Genomic DNA, 17,444 nt, shown 5'->3' with positions numbered 1-17,444 from the left:
CCGCACCCAGCGACGGCTGGGGTCGGACCCTAGAGTGGAGACATGGCCACCATCGTCCACGGATTCGACTGGCCCGACCGCTTCGTCGTCGGGACCGTCGGCACCCCCGGCTCCCGCACGTTCTTCCTCCAGGCCCGCTCCGGGGCCGATCTCGTCAGCGTGGCGGTCGAGAAGGAGCAGTCCGCTGCCCTGGCCGACCGCATCGACGAGGTGCTCGACGAGCTGATGGCCGAGGACGGCAACCCGTTCTCCGTCCCGACCGTGGCGCCCGACGGGCTGGCCGACCACGAGCCGCTCGACGAGCCGGTGGCGGAGCAGTTCCGTGCCGGCGCGATGGGGCTGGGCTGGGACCCGTCCACGGCCCAGATCGTGGTCGAGGCCTTCCCGGTGCTCGACGTCGAGGCCGAGGCCGACGAGGACGGCGTGGTCGAGATCGATCCGCCCGAGGCCCTCGTCGTGCGCATCCCCGTCGGCAGTGCGCGGGCGTTCGCCAAGCGCACCCGCGAGATCGTGTCGGCCGGGCGGCCGCTGTGCCCCTTGTGCCAGACGCCGATGGACCCGGCCGCCGACCACGTCTGCGAGCTGCCCGACGAGTTCCGGTGAACGACGCCGCCTCCGTGGACGAGCCCTGGGCCGAGGAGTCCGACCTCCTCGCCGGTGAGCTGGTGCTCACCGGCCGCGTGATGCCGGCGTCCAACGCCACGTTCGTGGGCACGATCGGCGACGTCGAGGTCGTCTACAAGCCGGTCTCCGGCGAGCAGCCGCTGTGGGACTTCCCTGACGGCACGCTCGCGGAGCGCGAGGTCGCCGCCCACCTGGTCTCGGAGGTCACGGGATGGCACGTCGTCCCGCTCACCTGGCTGCGCGACGGCCCCCACGGCGTCGGCATGGTCCAGCTCTGGCAGACCGTGGACCCCGCGCAGGAGGCGGTCACGATCGTCCCGGCCGGAACGCTGCCCCCGGGCATGCTGCACGTGTTCGACGGGTACGACGGGCGGGACAGGCGTGTCTCGCTCGTCCACGAGGACACCCCCGCCCTGCGGCGCATGGCCGTGCTCGACGTCGTGCTCAACAATGCCGACCGCAAGGGCGGGCACGTGCTGGAGATGGCCGACGGACACCGGCACGGGATCGACCACGGGCTCACCCTCCACGCCGACCACAAGCTCCGGACGGTCCTCTGGGGCTGGCTCGGGGAGCCGCTCAGCCAGCAGGAGCTCGACGGCGTCCGGCGCGTGCGCGCGTCGGTCGACGACGAGACCGACGGCCTCGGCGCGGTCCTGTACGACCTGCTGAAGGTGGCCGAGGTCGAGGCGCTCGCCGCACGCTGCGACCTCCTGCTGTCCGAGGGCACCCTGCCCGCCCCGTCGGGCCCCATGCCCGCCGTCCCCTGGCCCCCCTTCTAGGAGGTGGCTCCTGTGGAACCTCGCCCCGACACGCTGCTCGTGGGCTGCGGCCGGCTCGGCGCCGACGTCGGCCTGCGGCTCGCCGCCCTCGGCCACCGGGTGGCCGGCATCCGTCGCAACGCCGACCTGGTCCCCGCACCGATCGTCGGCGTCGCCGCCGACCTGGCGCAGGGGACGCCGGACCTCCCCCCGCTCGACCTCGCGCGGCTCGTGGTGGTCCTGACCGCCCGGCCCCGCACCGAGGAGGCATACCGCGCCACCTACGTGGACGGGATGCTGCGGGCGCTCGACGCCGTGGAGGCGCAGGGGGCGCTGCCGCGTCGCGCCGTGCTGGTGTCCTCCACCGGGGTGCACGCCGACACCGACGAGGTCGTCACCGAGGACACCCGACCCGATCCGGGCGACGGACCCAGCAGGATGCTCCTCGAGGCCGAGCAGCGCTTCGCCGAGCGTTTGCCCACCGGGACGGTGCTGCGTCTCTCCGGGCTCTACGGGCCCGGGCGCCCCCGCATGGCCGACCAGGTGCTCGCCGGGGAGGTCGGCGACCTCCACCGGTGGACCAACCGCATCCACCGCGACGACGCCGCCGCCGCCGTGGTGCACCTGCTCACCCGCGTCGACGACCCGGCACCGGTGTACCTCGGCACCGACGACGAGCCCGCCCTGCGCGGCGACGTCGCCGCACACCTCGCCGGTCTGCTCGGCGTGGACCCGCCCGCCGCGGTCGACCCGGCTCGGGGTCACGGCAAGCGCATCTCCAACGCGCGGTTGCGAGCCGCGGGCTGGACCCCGCGATACCCGACCTTCCGAGAGGGCTACACCGCCTGAGTCGTCAGGCTTGCTGGAGCTCGACGCGGTTGCCGAACGGGTCGAAGGAGTGGAACCGCTCGACACCCGGGATCTCGCCGTCCGAGCGCACGCACGCGTGACCTGCGGCCTCCAGGACGGCCTCGACCGCGTCGAGGTCGTCGACGAGGAAGGCCGGGTGCGCCTTGCGGGCCGGCGAGAACGGATCCTCCACCCCCAGGTGCAGGACCGCCGAGCCCGACGTGAACCAGCACCCGCCCCGGGCGGCGAGCACGGGCGGCTTCGTCTCCTCCGTCATGCCGAGGAGCACGCCGTAGAACCCCCGGGCCGCGTCCTCGCCCCCGGCGGGGATCGCGACCTGCACGTGGTCGAGTCCGATGATCGTCATGCGCCCTCCCGATGGTCCACCGCTTCGCCGCCACCATCCTGCCCGACGGTCCGGCGGCGCTCGACCTGCCGTGCCACGTGACCCGTCCTAGCGTGGAGGGGCACCCCATCCCCACGCTCGAGGAGCCCCACGTGACCACCATCGCCATCGTCGGAGCAGGACGCGGACTGGGAGCGGCGGTCGCCCGTCGCTTCGGCCGGGAGGGCCACGCCGTCGCGCTGCTGGCCCGCAACGCCGAACGCGTCGACGCGCTCGCCGCCGACCTCCGGGCCGAGGGCATCGACGCCCGCGGCTGGGTCACCGACGTCCGCGACCCCGACTCCCTCGACCGCGCGCTGGAGCAGGCCAACGAGACGCAGGGCCCCATCGAGGTGCTGCAGTACAGCCCACTCCCCCAGAAGTCGTTCCTGCGGCCGCTGCTGGAGACCACCGTGGACGACGCGCGCGGCGCGATCGAGTTCTCCGTCTACGGCCCGCTGGCCGCGGTGCACTCGGTGCTGCAGAACATGCGGTTCGTCGGGAAGGGCACGGTGCTGTTCGTCAACGGCGGCACGGCCGTGCGTCCCGCGCCGAAGTTCGCCGGCACCTCGCTCTCGTTCGCCGCGCAGTCGGCGTACGCGCAGATGCTGCACGACACGCTCGCACCCGAGGACATCCACGTCGCCCAGCTGGTGATCCCCGGAGCGATCGAGGAGGGTCACCCGCAGAAGGACCCGGAGGTCCTCGCCGAGACCCTCTGGTCGATGCACACCCGCCGCGACGAGTTCCGCGTCTTCGCCACCGAGATGGACGACGAGGTCAGGGAGACCGCCACCTGATCCCGCCTCGACGAACCGCCGACTAGTGGCAGTGCGAGCCCTCTGAGGACGCGTCGCCCTCGGCGTGGCACGACGACGACGTCGCCGGCTCGACGTCGAGCGAGGGGTTGCGGTCGAAGAACCCGACGGGCTTCAGCCAGAAGGAGACGATGTCGGCCGGCATCACGGGCCAGTCCTCGGGGCGCGTGATGTGGTGGATGCCGAAGACGTACCAGAGCACCACGTCGGTGTCGGTCGTGGAGCGGCCCTGCTGCACCCACTCGGGCAGGCCGTGATCGTCCTTGCTCTGGTTGACGAACTCGCCCGCGGGCCAGCGCTCGTCGGCGTCGTGCGGGGTCACCCACACCGTGTGGCCGATCACCTGGGCCCGTTGGAACACCGGCGACTCCGGGTGGAAGAACGACGGGATCGCGCCGCCGGGCACCAGCTTGTAGGCGACCGGGGTGCCCAGGCCGTTGAGCGACCGCTCGTTGACGACCTTCCAGGCACGCTGGCTCTCCCACCTGAAGTCGTCGTGCCCCTCGACGGCGATCGGCGTGCTGACCTGCCGGATGCCGAGACCCAGCGGGTTCTCGGGTCCGATGGGGTCGATCACCGTCTCGCTGCGCTGCACCGTGTTGGTGCGGCCGTCGGGCTCGAGGTCGAGCCGCGCGACGAGGAAGTGCTGGTGGTACGGCGCGTACGTCCGTTCGTCGACCAGGGTGCCGTACGGGTGGGCCTGACCCTCCTCCACGTGCGTGACGACCATGATGCCGGTGGCGCGCACCTCGCACTCGATGTTGCCGTCCTCGTAGAACCGCCAGTAGACGATGTACTCGTAGTTGGCGACGGTCACGTGGAACGAGACCACGAACCGGCGCTGGCGGCGGACCTCGGCGCCGGAGTCGTGGTCGACGTGCTTCCAGCCGATCGCGCTGTCCTCCTCGTGCAGGCAGATCGCGTTCGTGATCGTGTACGGCTCGCCCGCGCTGTCGTGCATGACGGCGTCGAGGTACCGGATCTCGCCCAGGCAGTCGCAGCCGAGCTCGAGCGACTGGGTCATGAAGCCCAGTCCCCACTCGCCGATGTCGAAGGCCGTGCGCCGGTAGTGGTCGACGCTCGGGTCGCGGTAGGGGACGACCATCTCGGCGAAGCTCAGCTGGTGGGCCACCTGGCGCGTGCGGCCGGCGTCGTCGTAGGTGACGGCGTTGATGGTCATGCCCTCGCGGTGGTTGAACCCGACCCGCATGGTCCAGTTCTGCCACCGCAGCTCGTGCCCGTCGACCTCGAAGCCGATGCCCTCGGGCTGGGTGATCTCGAGCGGCTTGCGCGGCGGCCGGTGGCCCTTCAGCCGGTCGGGCACGTGGCGAGGCACGTACTCACCCATCACGTCGGGCCGCGACACGGTGTGCGTGTCCTCGATCGCCAGGAGCTCCATCGTGTTGATGTCGATCACGCAGTGCAGACCGTTCACGGGACCGGCGTAGGGGTTGGCGCCCTCGGCGGCCCTCACCCAGGTGTCGGACCAGCCGATGCGCCGGTCCTTCCACTGCTCGGGCATCACGGCGTCGCCGTAGGTCCAGGTGTCCATGAAGACCAGCGAGAGGTCGGTGATGCCCCGCTTCGCCAACGCCGCGATCACGTCGGGATGGGCGCGCAGGGCGGCGTCGGCCTCCTCCCACTCGTCCACGGTGAAGTTGGCCTGCACACCCGGCACGTGCTCGAAGCTCAGCACGGCGTCGGCGGAGAGGTCGACCCGACCGCGGAAGGTCCGGTTGGTGGCCTGCTCGAGGCAGAGCACCTCCACGACCCGGGCGGGGACGGTGCCGTCGGCGGCGTAGGCGTCGAGGTCGGCCTTGGCCGGCTGGAGTCCTTCGATCGAGCAGTACCGCCATCCCTCCCCCACGCCGTGCTCGGCGGAGAGCAGGGCCGTGGTCGCGCGGAACTCGGCGGACGTGAGGGGATCAAGCGGATGGGTCACCTGCTGATCATCTCCCTCTCGGGGGGCACCTGACCAGGATCTCGTGGCGATGTCACCGGATCGTCACGGATCCCGTGCTCGCCGAGGGGCCTGCGCGACGCCGCCGGCCGGGCCCCTGGGCCCTCGACACGACGCGGAGCCCGGGTGGATCCAGGACCGATGCAGGACCGCGGGCCCTCCGTGACGGGCCGGGACGGGACCTAGGTTCCAGGTGTGTCGATCTCGGGCCCTCGCCGCCACGTCCTGCCAGCCTTCCTCCAGCGGGTCACCGCACCTCCCCCGCGCGCACCGCGCGGGCAGGGGACCCTCGAGGTCGTCGGCGTCGTCGTGCTCGCCGCGGTGCTGGTGGGTGCGGGCGTCAGCGCGGTGCACGCCAAGGCACCCCAGGTGACCACCACGGTCCGGTGCGCCATCGCGAAGGTCCTCGCGGCAGCCGGGGGCGGCGCGGCCTGCGCCGACGGCGAGCAGCCGGGCGGGGACGGTGAGCAGCCGGGCGGCGGCGGCGACCAGCCGGGCGGTGACGACCCGGTCGATCCCGACACCCCGATCCTCAACCCGGAGGACCCCTCCGACCCGCGCTGCAAGGATGCACAGCCGTCGAGCGGACCCATCGACGGCGAGCACCCCACGCTCGTGCAGGTCGGCTGCCGCAACCTCTACGTGCCCGAGGACTGCCAGGCCGAGTGGGACGCCTACCGCACGGCGACGGAGGGCACGGCACGCGCCAAGACCGCCGGAGCGCTCGGCACCTGCGTGGGAGACACGTACGACCGGATCGAGCCGCCGTGCGTGACGTCCTCCAACAGCGAGGTCGACCGCTCCGAGGTCCGCATCCTCTTCGTGAAGTTCGGCAGCTCCGACGGCATGCTCGTCGAGGACCTCGGCGACGGAAGGGTCCGGGTGCACCTGCTGGAGGGCACCGAGGTCGGCGGCGAGGTCTCCGGGAGCGGCAAGGGCATCGACTTCAGCGTGGGCGGTGTCACCGGGTACGAGAAGGGACAGACCTACGAGTTCCACGACATGGCGAAGGCCCAGGAGTGGCTCGACTGGTACCAGCAGTACCGGACCATCGACGCGAACGTCCAGGGTCTGATGCAGACCAGCACCATCTGTCCCCGACCCGGGCAGTGCCCACCGAACCCGTACCACGTGCAGCAGGCGCAGAAGCTCATGGAGCGCAAGAAGGAGCTGCAGGAGACCGAGCCGGAGCACCACGACCTCGCGACGTCGTCGGTGCGGTCGTCCAAGGTGAAGGTCTCCGGCGGTGTCAGCTTCCCGATCTCGAAGTCCAAGGGCAAGGGCTCGGGAGGCATCACGCCCGGCATCTCCGGTGACTACACCGGCGAGGTCCAGGTCGAGCAGCGCGACTGGGCCGACGGCAGCTTCACGGCGTCGTACAAGTCCACCGACCTCGGCGGCTTCCTCATCGGGGTGAAGGCCGGCGGCAAGGCGACGAAGGACAAGAAGGGCGGCAAGGACGGCGAGCAGGAGGACCGCGGCGGGGCGAAGGGCGGCGACGCCCTCGGGGCCGAGTGGGCGGGCAGCTCCTCGACGTCGGTCACCTGGGGGCCGGACGGGAAGCTCGGCAAGCTCATCGTCACCCTCGACGACCAGGCCCTCGACAGCATCAACCGCGCCGGCATCGACCTGTCCGTCGCCCTGCCCTACGGGTTCGGGCTCAGCGGCGCCTACGAGACGAAGAGCAAGGAGGGCAAGGCCACCGTCACCGAGATGATCCTCGACTTCGACCAGCACCCCGAGCTGCGTGACGAGCTGGGCCCCCGGATCGACGAGATGTTCCCCCGCGACAAGGACGGGAACCTCAAGAAGGGCGACGTCGACGTCGAGTTCGACGACGAGGTCGAGCAGACCGACGGCGGCGACCCCGTGCAGGACGTGCTCGACGAGAAGGCGAACGTGCGGGACCTGGAGTACGACGTGGCCGAGACCGAGGAGACCGGTTCCGTCGGGGTCGACTTCGTGGGCATCGACCTGTTCAAGGCCTCGTGGAGCCACGTCGAGTCCCAGAAGGACCTCACGGGGTCGTCGTTCGAGATCACCGACGTCACGGGCACGCGGCAGACGGTCAGCCCGGCCCCCAAGTGCAAGGCACTGCCGTTCACCCAGCCCGACGACTACTACACCGGCGAGTTCTCCGACCCGCCCGTCGCCCGGATCTGAGCGCTCCCGCCCCGGTCCTCGGGGCGGGAACGCCAGTGGATGGCACCGATCGACAGCATCCGCAGCTGCGTGGTCGTCATCCGGGCGACCTCGCGGTCGAAGGCGGCGGTCCGTGGACCCTGCAGGAGCCGTTCGGCCGCCGCGACCATCGCCGTGACGATGAGGTCCGCCGAGGTGCGCAGGTCGTCGTTAGACCAGTGCACGGCACCCGGCAACCTGGCGAAGTCGGTGGCGATCTCGGCCTCGAACAGGTCGAGCTCGTGCCGGATGGCGGCGCGCACCCCGGGCACGCCCCCCACCCGTTCACGGCTGATGAAGCCGAAGTGCGCAGGGTCGGACCGGACACGCTCGACGAGGACGTCGACGGACTGGCCGATCACGCCCCCGACCGACGGCGCCGCGCTGCGGACGTCGCGGATCATGCGCCGCAACGACGAGAACGACTCGTCGACGAGGGCCAGGCCGAGGTCCTCGGCCGAGACGAAGTGCCGGTAGAACGCCGTGGGGGCGATGCCCACCTCGCGGGCCACGTGCCGCAACGACAGGGCCGACAACGAGCTCTGCTCGGTGAGCACGAGGGCCGCGTCGAGGATGGCGCGACGGGTGCGCTCCTTGCGCTCGGTGCGCGTGGGCAGGGCGTCGGACTGGTCCTCCATGCAGCCGAGCGTACCTGTGTCGGTGGACACGTGACCACCGTTGCCCCCGCCTGACCTGCGCAAACACGCGACGTGCCTGCCGTCACAGGAGCAACACGTTGACATTCGGAGTGTCACATACCGACAGTTGGTGGACAGGTGTCCACTAAAGCACCTCGCCCCGACCCCGAACTGCGAAGGACCGACCATGACGGCGACCGCCACGACCGGCCTCCCTCCGCTCGCCCAGCGCGTGCTCGGCTCGCGCCTGCTCGCGTCCCTGACGTCTCCGCACGGCGTCGACCACTACCTGCGCCAGGTCAACCCCATGTGGGCCGCGACCGACGTGCGCGCCCAGGTCGTGGACGTGAAGCGCGAGACGGACGGCGAGCACCCGGTCGCCACGCTCACGCTCGAGCCGACGAGCACGTGGCGCGGTCACCGCTCCGGCCAGTACGTGCAGGTCGGACTCGAGATCGACGGCCGCCGCACCACCCGCTGCTTCTCCATCTCCTCGGCCGCGTCGCTCCCCGGCGAGCAGTTCACGATCACCGTGCGGGCCCACGAGGAGGGCGTCGTCTCCAAGCACCTCGTGCGCGAGGCCCAGCCCGGCCTGATCCTCCACCTCAGCCAGGCCGAGGGCGACTTCACGATGCACGAGAGCGCCGCGACGCCGACCAACAACCACCTCGTGATGATCTCGGGCGGCTCCGGCATCACGCCGGTCATGTCGCACGTGCGGACGCTCCTGCGCGACGGGTACGACCACCACGCGCAGCGCAAGGTCACGTTCGTGCACTACGCCCGCTCCCCCGAGGACCAGATCTTCGCCGAGGAGCTCGCCGAGATCGCCGCCGCCGACAACGGCGTCACCGTGCACCTGCGCTACGGGCCCCACCTGTTCGACCCCGAGGAGCTGCGGCTCATGGTCGGCGACTTCACCGACCTCGACACGTGGGTCTGCGGCCCGGCCGGGCTGGTCGAGCTCGTCCAGGAGGCCTACGGCGACTCGCCGCGCCTGCGGCTGGAGTTCTTCAAGCCGCCGGCGTTCGCCCGCGAGGAGGACGCCGAGGGCACCGTGGCGTTCAACGTCGCCGGCTCCACCGCCGCGAACGACGGCTCGAGCCTGCTCGAGCAGGCGGAGGCCGCCGGCCTGACGCCGGAGTTCGGCTGCCGCATGGGCATCTGCTTCTCGTGCGTCTCTCGCAAGACCGAGGGCACCGTCCGCAACATCCTCACCGGCGAGACGTCGTCGCTGCCCGACGAGGACGTCCGCATCTGCGTGTCCGCGCCCGTCGGCAGCTGCGCCGTCGACCTCTGACCTCACGACCCGCCTCCACGACCTCGTCGAAAGGAACCGCCATGACCACGATCCCGTTCGTCCCCCGTCTGAAGAAGTCCAGCACCCGCGCCTCCGCCCCCAAGGTCCCGAACCTCACCCCCGAGCAGCTCGAGGACTTCGGCAACGAGATGGACGCCCTGCGCCAGCGCATCCTCGCCGACCTCGGCGAGGAGGACGCGACCTACATCCGCAACGTCGTCAAGCGCCAGCAGCAGCTGGAGGTCGCCGGTCGCGCCCTGTTCTACGTGCCCCCGGCCTGGCCGCTCGCCGTCGCCGCGCTGAGCCTCTCCAAGATCCTCGAGAACATGGAGATCGGCCACAACGTCATGCACGGCCAGTACGACTGGATGGGCGACCCGAACCTCAGCTCGCGCATCTACGACTGGGACAACGTGTGCCCCGGCGAGCAGTGGAAGTACAGCCACAACTACATCCACCACACGTTCACCAACATCCTCGGCAAGGACCGTGACATCGGCTACGGCATCCTGCGCATGGACGAGGACCAGCCGTGGCACCCGTACTACCTCGGCAACCCGGTCTACGCCGTGCTGCTCATGCTGTTCTTCGAGTGGGGCGTGGCGATGCACGACCTCGAGGTCGAGAACATCGTGAAGGGCAAGCGCACGTTCGAGGAGAACGCGCCCCTGCACGCCGGCATCATGAAGAAGGTCAAGAGGCAGGCCCTGAAGGACTACCTGGTCTTCCCCGCGCTCACCGGTCCGCTGTTCCCGCTGACCTTCGCCGGCAACGTCACCGCCAACCTCATCCGCAACGTGTGGGCCTTCAACATCATCTTCTGCGGTCACTTCCCGGCCGGCGTCGCCACCTTCACCGAGGAGGAGTGCGAGGACGAGTCGCGCGGGCACTGGTACTACCGTCAGCTGCTCGGCTCGGCCAACATCAGCGGCGGCGACCTGCTCCACATGCTGTCGGGCAACCTGTCGCACCAGATCGAGCACCACCTCTTCCCCGACATCCCGGCGCGCCGCTACCGCGCCATCTCGGTCGAGGTCCAGGAGATCTGCGAGCGCTACGGCATCGAGTACAACACCGGGCCGCTGCACAAGCAGCTGTTCAGCGTCGCGAAGAAGATCTGCCACTTCGCCCTGCCGGACCGCAAGCCGAAGGCGACCGAGCCCGAGCGTGTGGACGTGCCCGCGGCCGCCTGACCGTTCCCCGACACGACGCCGTCGCCCCACGTGGGCGGCGGCGTCGTCGGGTCGGCCCGCCCGTCCCCACCGCGGTCTACCCTGCGGGCATGGCACACAAGATCGCGTCGATGCCGTTCGCGTCGGTGTACCCGCACTACGTGACGAAGGTGGAGAAGAAGGGCCGCACCGTGGCCGAGCTACACGAGGTCGTCACGTGGCTCACCGGGTTCGACGACGACGCGATCGATCGGCACCTCGAGGCCGGGACGACCTTCGAGGACTTCTTCGCGGCAGCGTCGCTGCACCCGAACGCCTCGCTGATCACGGGCTCGATCTGCGGTGTGAAGATTGCCGAGATCGAGGACCCGCTCATGCTGCGGGTGCGCTACCTCGACAAGCTCGTGGACGAGCTGGCGAAGGGCCGCCCGATGGAGAAGGTGCTGCGCACACCCTGACCTGCCGCCGTCCCTCAGCCGGCTCGGGCGATGCGGATGTGCCTGCCGGTGCGGTGGGTGCGGAGGGTCCGGCCGATCTCGTGGGTGGTGGGGTCGATGGTGAAGTAGCCCTGGTGCACGAGGGCATGGCACTTGGGGCAGAGTCCGATGAGGTTGGCCAGGTCGGTGGTGCCGCCGTGGGACCAGTACTCGACGTGATGCACGTGCACGATGGGTCCCCAGCATCCGAGCCCGCCGCAGCGTCCGCCTTGGCGGGCCACGACGGCCTTGCGTTGGGCGGGGGTGGCGAGCCGTGCGGTGCGGCCGACATCGAGCACGGAGTGCTTGCCGGCGGTCAGGATCGGGGTGAGCGCGCTGTCGCAGAGCATCTGCTGGAGCTGGGCCGGTCCGATGGTCCCGAACCCGGCGAGGTCAGCGGTGGTGGTGTCGACGTCGTCGGCCAGGTCAGCCAGGTCGAGCGTCATGGAGACGTGGGGGCGGACGCCCTTGTCCTGGGGCAGCCCTGTCTCGAGGACCGACGTGAGGAGCTGGTCGAGTGCGGTGACGCGGCGTTCGTTGACGGGTCGGTCGTCCTCGGCGCAGGAGGGTGCGGAGAGCGACTGCAGGACGGTCTTGAGCTTGGTGCCGGTGTCGAACGGCAGGAACCCGGTGACATGAAATCCCTCGCCGACGGCGGAGATCTTGATGTCGTGCTTGGCCATGCCCTTGATCCAGGCCTCGTCGAGGTCGTCGGGGTGGGCAGCGTCGCGGAGCTTCTTGACCGCCTGGCGCATCTTCTTGGGCTCGGCCTTCGCCGCGAGGTCCAGCATCCAGTCCATCGAGACCTCCACGACGGCAGGGTCGATGTGGCGGGCGGCGTAGGTGAACGCGTCAACGTGGTCCAGCGAGACGGCCCCCGCAGTGGCGAGGTCGGCGAGCTCGGGCATGTCGTTCAGCGTCCGCGCGGAGCGAGTGAGCTGGGATGCGTCCTTGGTGTCGAGGTGCAGCTGGTCGCGCAGCCAGTTCTTCACGCTCGAGCAGCCCTCGGCCTCGTGGTCGCCGTGCTCGGCCATCTCGGCGACCAGCTCGACCTTCGCCGCATCGATCGCGTTCTGCACCACCTGCAGAAGCCGCAGCGCACCGGTGGTCGTGGGGTACTCACGCAACGCACGCGCAGCGATGGTGAGCTGCTCGGCGACGTGCTGCGTGATCATGAGGTCATAGTAACGAACACATGAGCGATACCACAGGGTCGAAAGTCCCGAAAACTACTGCAGTTCCAGGATTCTTCGTTTCTGTGTGATCCCGCCACCGCGTGCCGATCGCCGAACCGTCGCTACCGCCGCTACCGCAGGGCGGCCGCCAGGTCCGACTCCGGCACGGTCGGGAGCATGAGTCGAGATCCCGACCCCTTGCCGATCGTGACGGTGTTGAGGGCGGGGACCGACGGGAGCGACAGCGCCGACTGCCCCACGAGGGAGACCTGGATGCGGTGCCCTGCCTTGAAGCGGTTGGCGATCGGCCACAGCTCCACGTGGTAGTCGCGAGCGACGCCGGGGAGCGCGAGCCTCGGGTTGCTGTAGTCGCCGTAGGGCTGCACCAGGTTCCCGTCGGAGTAGAGCGACTTCTCCTCGACGACGCCCGGGAACGCCGAGTTGAGCCGTCCGACGGTCATGGGGTGGGTCGTGCCGTCGGGCCAGACGTCGGAGACCACGGCCCAGATCGGCGTGGAGACGCCGGTGGTGGAGAGTCGGACGTCGAGCGTGCCCGGACCGATGGCGGTCACCGACTGCTTCAGCGGGGCCGACGTGTAGGTGAGCCCGGTCAGGTTCGTCAGCTTCATGTCGGTCAGGAACGGGATCCACGTGGTGAGCTGGTTGAGCGGTGAGCCCAGCGTGGAGATGGTGTGCGGATCGACCTGCGTCGGGAGCGACGTGAAGGCGGCGTACGACTGCCGACTCGTCGTCGCGTCCGGCTCGATCGTCAGGCTGCCGTCCTTCGGCGAGGCGCTCGTCCCGGCCCGCTTCGCGGACAGGGACAGTGGCGTCCACGACGTTCCGGGCAGCGGCCACGACGACCCGTCGTAGCGCAGGAACTGTCCGTCCAGGAACTGCTCACGACCGCCGTCGGCCACGAGCATCTGCACCGCCGGCTCGTCCTCCACGCCGTTCTGGACGCCGAGCACCCAGCGGTCGAGCCACTTGTCGATCTGCGCGGCACCGTGGTCGGTCCCGCGTGGGGCGCCGTCATGGGCACCGACCACGAGCAGCTGCGCCGGTGTGCCCTGCGCCTGCAGCTGCTGGAACGCCTGGTAGTCGCCGCGCGGCTCGACGTCGAAGACGCCGTCGATGAGGAGCGTGGGCACCTCGTTCGCGTCGCCGCGGAACCCGCGCTCCTTCCAGTAGGTGTTCAGCGTGGGGTTGAGCAGTCCCGCACTGAGCCCGGAGCCGAGCAGCCCGAGCACGGTCTCGGTGCCGGACAGCGGGTCGCGGGAGAGACGCTGGTCGGCCTGCACGAGCGCGAGGCCGCCGATGGCCGAGAGCACGGCGAGCCCTGGGACCGAGTTGGGGACGCCGCCGGGGACCAGCAGGTCGCGGTACAGCTCGAACGTGCCCGACCGCATGACGGCGGCCTTCACGCACGGCAGCTCCTGGTGCTGGGAGTTGAAGTAGGTGATCGCGCTGGCCGAGAACCCGACCACGGCGAGACGGCCGTCGCTCCAGGGCTGGGAGCACGCCCACGCGAGGGTGTCGCGCACGTCGCGCTGCGTCTTCGGCCCGAGGACGTCGAACTCACCATCACTGTCACCCGTGCCGCGGATCTGGACGGTGAGGAAGTTGTACTCCTCCCCCACGGTGAAGCTGGCCCCGCGCTCGCCGTAGGGCGTGAACTCGACGACGGTCGGTCGCGCCTGCAGGGGCGCCGCGCCGCTGACCGCCGCTGCGAGCGAGGCCCCGGTGCTCGTGCTCACGCGCACCTTCGTGGTCTCGCGCTCCCCGTCCGCGGCGTGCGCTGGTGAGCCGAGCGCTCCCAGCACGAGCACGGTGGAGGCGGCGACGAGCAGCGACCGGGAACGAGTGACCATGGAGACCTCCGGATAACTGGTGCGTCCGTACCAGTAAGGGACTAGTACGTGTGTACCACTTCTCCGTGGTCCTGCCAAGACCTTCGCTCAGACCAGGTCCCCTGCCGCGCGACGTCGCACGGTGGCCAGGACCTCGGCCTTCGCACGGAACACGATGCCGTGGACCCGACCGTCCGCGATCGTGAAGTCGAAGGCGACCTTCGCCTCGCCGCGATGGATCCATGCAGCGCCGGGACGGTCTCCGACGAAGACCGGGAAGGCGGCGTGCGCCCCACCCCGGAAGAAGCCCGCGACGTCGCCGGCACCGTCGAGCCGACTGGGCGTCCCCAGGGCCACGGCCGCGGCGTCGCCCTCCACGACCACGCCCGGGGCGAGCAGCTCGAGCAGCCGCTCGAGGTCTCCCTCCTTCGCCGCCGCCATGAACGCGTCGACCACCTCCCAGGAGGCGAGCCGATCCTCCGGCACGGGCGCGCTCACCTTCGCCCGTGCTCGCGAGGCGAGCTTGCGCGCCGCGGCCGGGGTCGTGCCGAGCATGGCGGCGATCGTCGCGAAGTCGAAGGCGAAGCTGTCGTGCAGCACGAACGAGACCCGTTCGGCCGGGGTGAGCCGGTCGAGCACCACCTGCAGCGCGACCCCGACGGTGTCGGCGAGCACCACCTCGTCGACCGGGTCGGCCACCGTGCCACCCGGGCCGACGTCCTCGACGGGGATCGGCGTGCGTGCTCGGAGCCGGTCGAGGCAGAGTCGTGACGTGACGGTGGTCAGCCAGCCCGGCAGGTTGTCGATCGACTCCTCCGTGCCGTGCAGACGCAGCCACGCGTGCTGGACCACGTCCTGCGCGGCGTCGTGGTCGGAGAGGATGCGCGCGGCGAGCCGCTGCAGCCGCGGGCGTTCGGCCTCGAAGGCAGCGGTGAGGATGTCGTCGGAGGGCACGTCGTCACACTTTCGTCGTCCGGATCGTCACCACCATGACGCACGCCGGACCGCGCGTGTGACACGACGAGCCACTTCCCGGGCGGGAGGTGCTGCGAAAGGATGGACCCATGAAGAGCATGACGTGCCAGGACCTCGGCGGACCGTGCGACCTCGTGCACTCCGGTGAGACCGCCGACGAGGTGATCGTCGCTCAGGATGCGCACCTGAAGGAGCGCGAGAAGGCGGGGGACGTCGCCCACCAGCCCGCCCGTGACGACATGAAGGGCCGCTGGCGCCGGCCCCGCAAGTCGCTCGGGTGGTACAACGACGTGAAGAAGCGGTACGCCGAGCTGCCCGACGACCCGGCCTGAACCGACCCGCTCGTCAGGTGCGGGCGGCCACGACCTCGCGACCGCGGGTGGACTCCGCGAAGCGAGCGACCATCGTCCGCAGCTCCTCGGCTCCGACGTTCGCCCCGAACGGCTCGGTGCCCGGCTCCAGCCGGACTCCGTCGGCCAGTCCGCCGATGACGACGGGGTCGAAGCCCAGGTCGTCGACCAGTGCGGCCACGCGGGAGACGGCGTCGGCGGCGTCCCCGGCGACCGCGATGGCGCGACGTCCGGGCAAACCTGCGGGCAGGGCACCGTCCTCGAGGTCGTGGTAGCCCATGTGGTTGAACGCCTTGACGACGTCGGCCTCGGGGAGGAACGCCTGAACGATCTCGCTCGTGGAGGTGCGCGGGTCGGTCAGGTCGTCGCGCACGCCGTCGACCTCCCACCAGTAGTTCATGGCGTCGACCACGACCTTGCCGTCGAGCGCGGCCACCGGGATGGACCGGTACTTGCCGAGCGGCAGGGCGAGGACGACGAGGTCGGCCCTGGCCACGGCGTCGGCGGCGGTCGTGGCCACGGCGCCGGGCGCGAGCACGTCCACCGTCAGTTCGATGTCCTCCGCCGGACCCGATCCCGCGACGAGGACGTCGTGACCGGCCGAGACGGCGAGCCTCGCCAGGACCGTGCCGACCTTGCCGGCGCCCAGGATGCCGACGGTGGTCACGCCTGCGCTCCTGTCGGGACCGCGGCGTCGGCGGCGAGCAGCTCGCGGACACGCGGGATGACCTCGGTGCCGTAGAGCTCGACCGAGCGCAGCCGATCGGCCGCCGGCGTGGAGCCGGTCGTGTAGATCATGTCGAAGCGACCGACGCCGAGCGTCCTGATCGCGGCGGCCATCTTGGTCGCGACCGTCTCCGGCGAGCCCAGGTAGAGGGAGCCGTGCTCGATCTCGCGCTCGTAGTCGCGCGGTGTGACCGGCGGCCAGCCGCGGTCGCGGCCGATGCGGTCGCGCGACGCCTTGAAGTGCGGCCAGGCGATCTTCGCGGCGGCCGCGTCCGTGTCGGCCACGAAGCCCGGCGAGTGCATCCCGACCGGGTGCGCCGTGGTTCCGAACTTCTCGGCAGCCCGGCGGTACAGGTCCAGGTAGGGGGCGAAGCGGTCGGCCGGTCCGTCGATGATCGCGATCATGAGCGGCAGGCCGTACTTCGCGGTGCGAACCACGGACTGCGGCGACCCACCGACCCCGACCCAGGTGTCAAGACGTCCGGAGTCGGTCTTGGGGTAGACGTCGGCGTCCGCGAGGGCGGCGCGCGTGCTGCCGCTCCAGGTGACGGGCTCCTCCTTGAGCAGCTCGGCGAAGAGCTCGATCTTCTCCTCGAAGAGCGTGTCGTAGTCGGCGAGGTCGTAGCCGAACAGCGGGAACGACTCGGTGAACGACCCGCGACCCAGGATCACCTGGGCGCGGCCGTTCGACAGTGCGTCGAGGGTGGCGAACCGCTGGAACACCCGAACCGGGTCGTCCGACGACAGCACCGTGACGCCCGAGGCGAGCTTGATGCGCTCCGTCCGGGTGGCGATGCCGGCCAGCACGGTCTCCGGGCTGGAGATCGCGAAGTCGGACCGGTGGTGCTCACCGAGGGCGATCACGTCGACGCCCACCTGGTCGGCCAGCACCGCCTCGTCGACCACCTGACGGATCGCGTCGGCGTGCGAGAGCAGCTCACCGTCCGCACCCTGGGGGATGTCGCCGAAGGTGTCGAGCCCGAAGACGACGTCCTGGGTCGCCCCGGTGCTCGAGGAGGTGCTCGACGCCGTGCTCGCGTCGTGGGAATGGGTCGTCATGGCGGCCGCCTTCCGGTTCGAGGCCAATGTAGTTCAACGTTCATCTACTTCAAGGTCCGGCCCTCCCCCACTATTCCCGGTCGCATCGTGCGAACGCCTGCGGCCCGACCGCGACCCGTCGTACCGTGCTCGTCCATGCCGAGCG

17 protein-coding genes are annotated in these 17,444 nt (G+C 70.6%); 9 read left to right on the top strand and 8 right to left on the bottom strand.

The features are described 5' to 3' along the window. Nucleotides 1–42 precede the first annotated feature (42 nt). The 3 genes from RQG84_RS09265 to RQG84_RS09255 are packed head-to-tail and all read left to right on the top strand — an operon-like array spanning nucleotide 43 to nucleotide 2,234. On the top strand, nucleotides 43–603 hold the full coding sequence (locus tag RQG84_RS09265; protein ID WP_311209809.1) for a DUF3090 domain-containing protein: 561 nt from the start codon (nucleotides 43–45) through the stop codon (nucleotides 601–603). After that, a complete protein-coding gene (locus RQG84_RS09260) occupies nucleotides 600–1,406 on the top strand; it encodes an SCO1664 family protein (RefSeq protein ID WP_311209808.1) in 807 nt (268 codons plus the stop codon). The genes RQG84_RS09265 and RQG84_RS09260 overlap by 4 nt, the downstream gene beginning before the upstream one ends. Nucleotides 1,407–1,418: 12 nt before the next feature. Further along, the gene (locus tag RQG84_RS09255; RefSeq protein ID WP_311209807.1) at nucleotides 1,419–2,234 is read left to right on the top strand and encodes a hypothetical protein; all 816 of its coding nucleotides are present in this window, start codon (nucleotides 1,419–1,421) and stop codon (nucleotides 2,232–2,234) included. A 4-nt stretch (nucleotides 2,235–2,238) separates the two neighbouring features. Here the strand turns inward: RQG84_RS09255 and RQG84_RS09250 are convergent, their stop codons facing one another. Then, nucleotides 2,239–2,601, bottom strand: coding sequence for a VOC family protein (locus tag RQG84_RS09250; protein WP_311209806.1), 363 nt, complete (start codon nucleotides 2,599–2,601; stop codon nucleotides 2,239–2,241). An 11-nt stretch (nucleotides 2,602–2,612) separates the two neighbouring features. On the opposite strand from RQG84_RS09250, the gene RQG84_RS09245 reads away from it, so the two are divergent. Continuing rightward, nucleotides 2,613–3,419 (top strand): SDR family NAD(P)-dependent oxidoreductase, encoded by an 807-nt coding sequence (locus tag RQG84_RS09245; protein WP_311209805.1) that lies wholly within the window; start codon nucleotides 2,613–2,615, stop codon nucleotides 3,417–3,419. Nucleotides 3,420–3,441: 22 nt separating this feature from the next. On the opposite strand, the gene RQG84_RS09240 is transcribed toward RQG84_RS09245, so the two are convergent. Then, nucleotides 3,442–5,379 carry a primary-amine oxidase gene (locus RQG84_RS09240; protein WP_311209804.1) on the bottom strand — a complete coding sequence of 646 codons (1,938 nt, stop codon included), beginning with the start codon at nucleotides 5,377–5,379 and terminating at the stop codon, nucleotides 3,442–3,444. Between the two features lie 213 nt (nucleotides 5,380–5,592). Here RQG84_RS09240 and RQG84_RS09235 point away from each other — a divergent pair, with 213 nt between their 5' ends. Continuing rightward, nucleotides 5,593–7,560: a hypothetical protein gene (locus RQG84_RS09235; protein WP_311209803.1), complete on the top strand. Its 1,968-nt coding sequence runs from the start codon at nucleotides 5,593–5,595 to the stop codon at nucleotides 7,558–7,560. Here RQG84_RS09235 and RQG84_RS09230 read toward each other — a convergent pair. Next, nucleotides 7,518–8,216, bottom strand: a complete 699-nt coding sequence (locus RQG84_RS09230) for a TetR family transcriptional regulator (protein ID WP_311209802.1) — start codon at nucleotides 8,214–8,216, stop codon at nucleotides 7,518–7,520. The genes RQG84_RS09235 and RQG84_RS09230 overlap by 43 nt on opposite strands. A gap of 187 nt (nucleotides 8,217–8,403) precedes the next feature. On the opposite strand from RQG84_RS09230, the gene RQG84_RS09225 reads away from it, so the two are divergent. The 3 genes from RQG84_RS09225 to RQG84_RS09215 all read left to right on the top strand — a co-directional run bounded on the left by RQG84_RS09225 (nucleotide 8,404) and on the right by RQG84_RS09215 (nucleotide 11,146). Further along, a complete protein-coding gene (locus tag RQG84_RS09225) occupies nucleotides 8,404–9,516 on the top strand; it encodes an iron-sulfur cluster-binding domain-containing protein (RefSeq protein ID WP_311209801.1) in 1,113 nt (370 codons plus the stop codon). 41 nt (nucleotides 9,517–9,557) lie between these two features. After that, nucleotides 9,558–10,709 carry an acyl-CoA desaturase gene (locus RQG84_RS09220; RefSeq protein ID WP_311209800.1) on the top strand — a complete coding sequence of 384 codons (1,152 nt, stop codon included), beginning with the start codon at nucleotides 9,558–9,560 and terminating at the stop codon, nucleotides 10,707–10,709. Nucleotides 10,710–10,798: 89 nt separating this feature from the next. Continuing rightward, nucleotides 10,799–11,146, top strand: a complete 348-nt coding sequence (locus RQG84_RS09215) for a DUF2200 domain-containing protein (RefSeq protein WP_311209799.1) — start codon at nucleotides 10,799–10,801, stop codon at nucleotides 11,144–11,146. Nucleotides 11,147–11,160: 14 nt separating this feature from the next. Here the strand turns inward: RQG84_RS09215 and RQG84_RS09210 are convergent, their stop codons facing one another. From RQG84_RS09210 to RQG84_RS09200, 3 genes are all read right to left on the bottom strand, one after another. Continuing rightward, the gene (locus tag RQG84_RS09210; protein ID WP_311209798.1) at nucleotides 11,161–12,339 is read right to left on the bottom strand and encodes a DUF222 domain-containing protein; all 1,179 of its coding nucleotides are present in this window, start codon (nucleotides 12,337–12,339) and stop codon (nucleotides 11,161–11,163) included. Nucleotides 12,340–12,470: 131 nt separating this feature from the next. Then, nucleotides 12,471–14,210, bottom strand: a complete 1,740-nt coding sequence (locus RQG84_RS09205; protein WP_311209797.1) for a CocE/NonD family hydrolase — start codon at nucleotides 14,208–14,210, stop codon at nucleotides 12,471–12,473. Nucleotides 14,211–14,297: 87 nt separating this feature from the next. Then, nucleotides 14,298–15,143: a sigma factor gene (locus tag RQG84_RS09200; RefSeq protein ID WP_311209796.1), complete on the bottom strand. Its 846-nt coding sequence runs from the start codon at nucleotides 15,141–15,143 to the stop codon at nucleotides 14,298–14,300. Between the two features lie 110 nt (nucleotides 15,144–15,253). Here RQG84_RS09200 and RQG84_RS09195 point away from each other — a divergent pair, with 110 nt between their 5' ends. Beyond that, on the top strand, nucleotides 15,254–15,496 hold the full coding sequence (locus RQG84_RS09195; protein WP_311209795.1) for a hypothetical protein: 243 nt from the start codon (nucleotides 15,254–15,256) through the stop codon (nucleotides 15,494–15,496). A gap of 13 nt (nucleotides 15,497–15,509) precedes the next feature. Here RQG84_RS09195 and RQG84_RS09190 read toward each other — a convergent pair whose 3' ends face one another. Together RQG84_RS09190 and RQG84_RS09185 are read right to left on the bottom strand one after the other, a co-directional pair. Further along, a complete protein-coding gene (locus RQG84_RS09190; protein WP_311209794.1) occupies nucleotides 15,510–16,181 on the bottom strand; it encodes an NAD(P)-binding domain-containing protein in 672 nt (223 codons plus the stop codon). Further along, complete coding sequence (locus RQG84_RS09185) at nucleotides 16,178–17,299, bottom strand: LLM class flavin-dependent oxidoreductase (protein WP_311209793.1); 1,122 nt, start codon at nucleotides 17,297–17,299, stop codon at nucleotides 16,178–16,180. Before RQG84_RS09185 ends, RQG84_RS09190 begins: the two co-directional genes overlap by 4 nt. Between the last annotated feature and the right edge of the window lie 145 nt (nucleotides 17,300–17,444).

The sequence above is a fragment of the Aeromicrobium sp. WCS2018Hpa-31 genome (assembly GCF_031843905.1).
Taxonomy (GTDB): domain Bacteria; phylum Actinomycetota; class Actinomycetes; order Propionibacteriales; family Nocardioidaceae; genus Aeromicrobium.
This window is presented reverse-complemented; position numbering and strand designations above follow the sequence as displayed.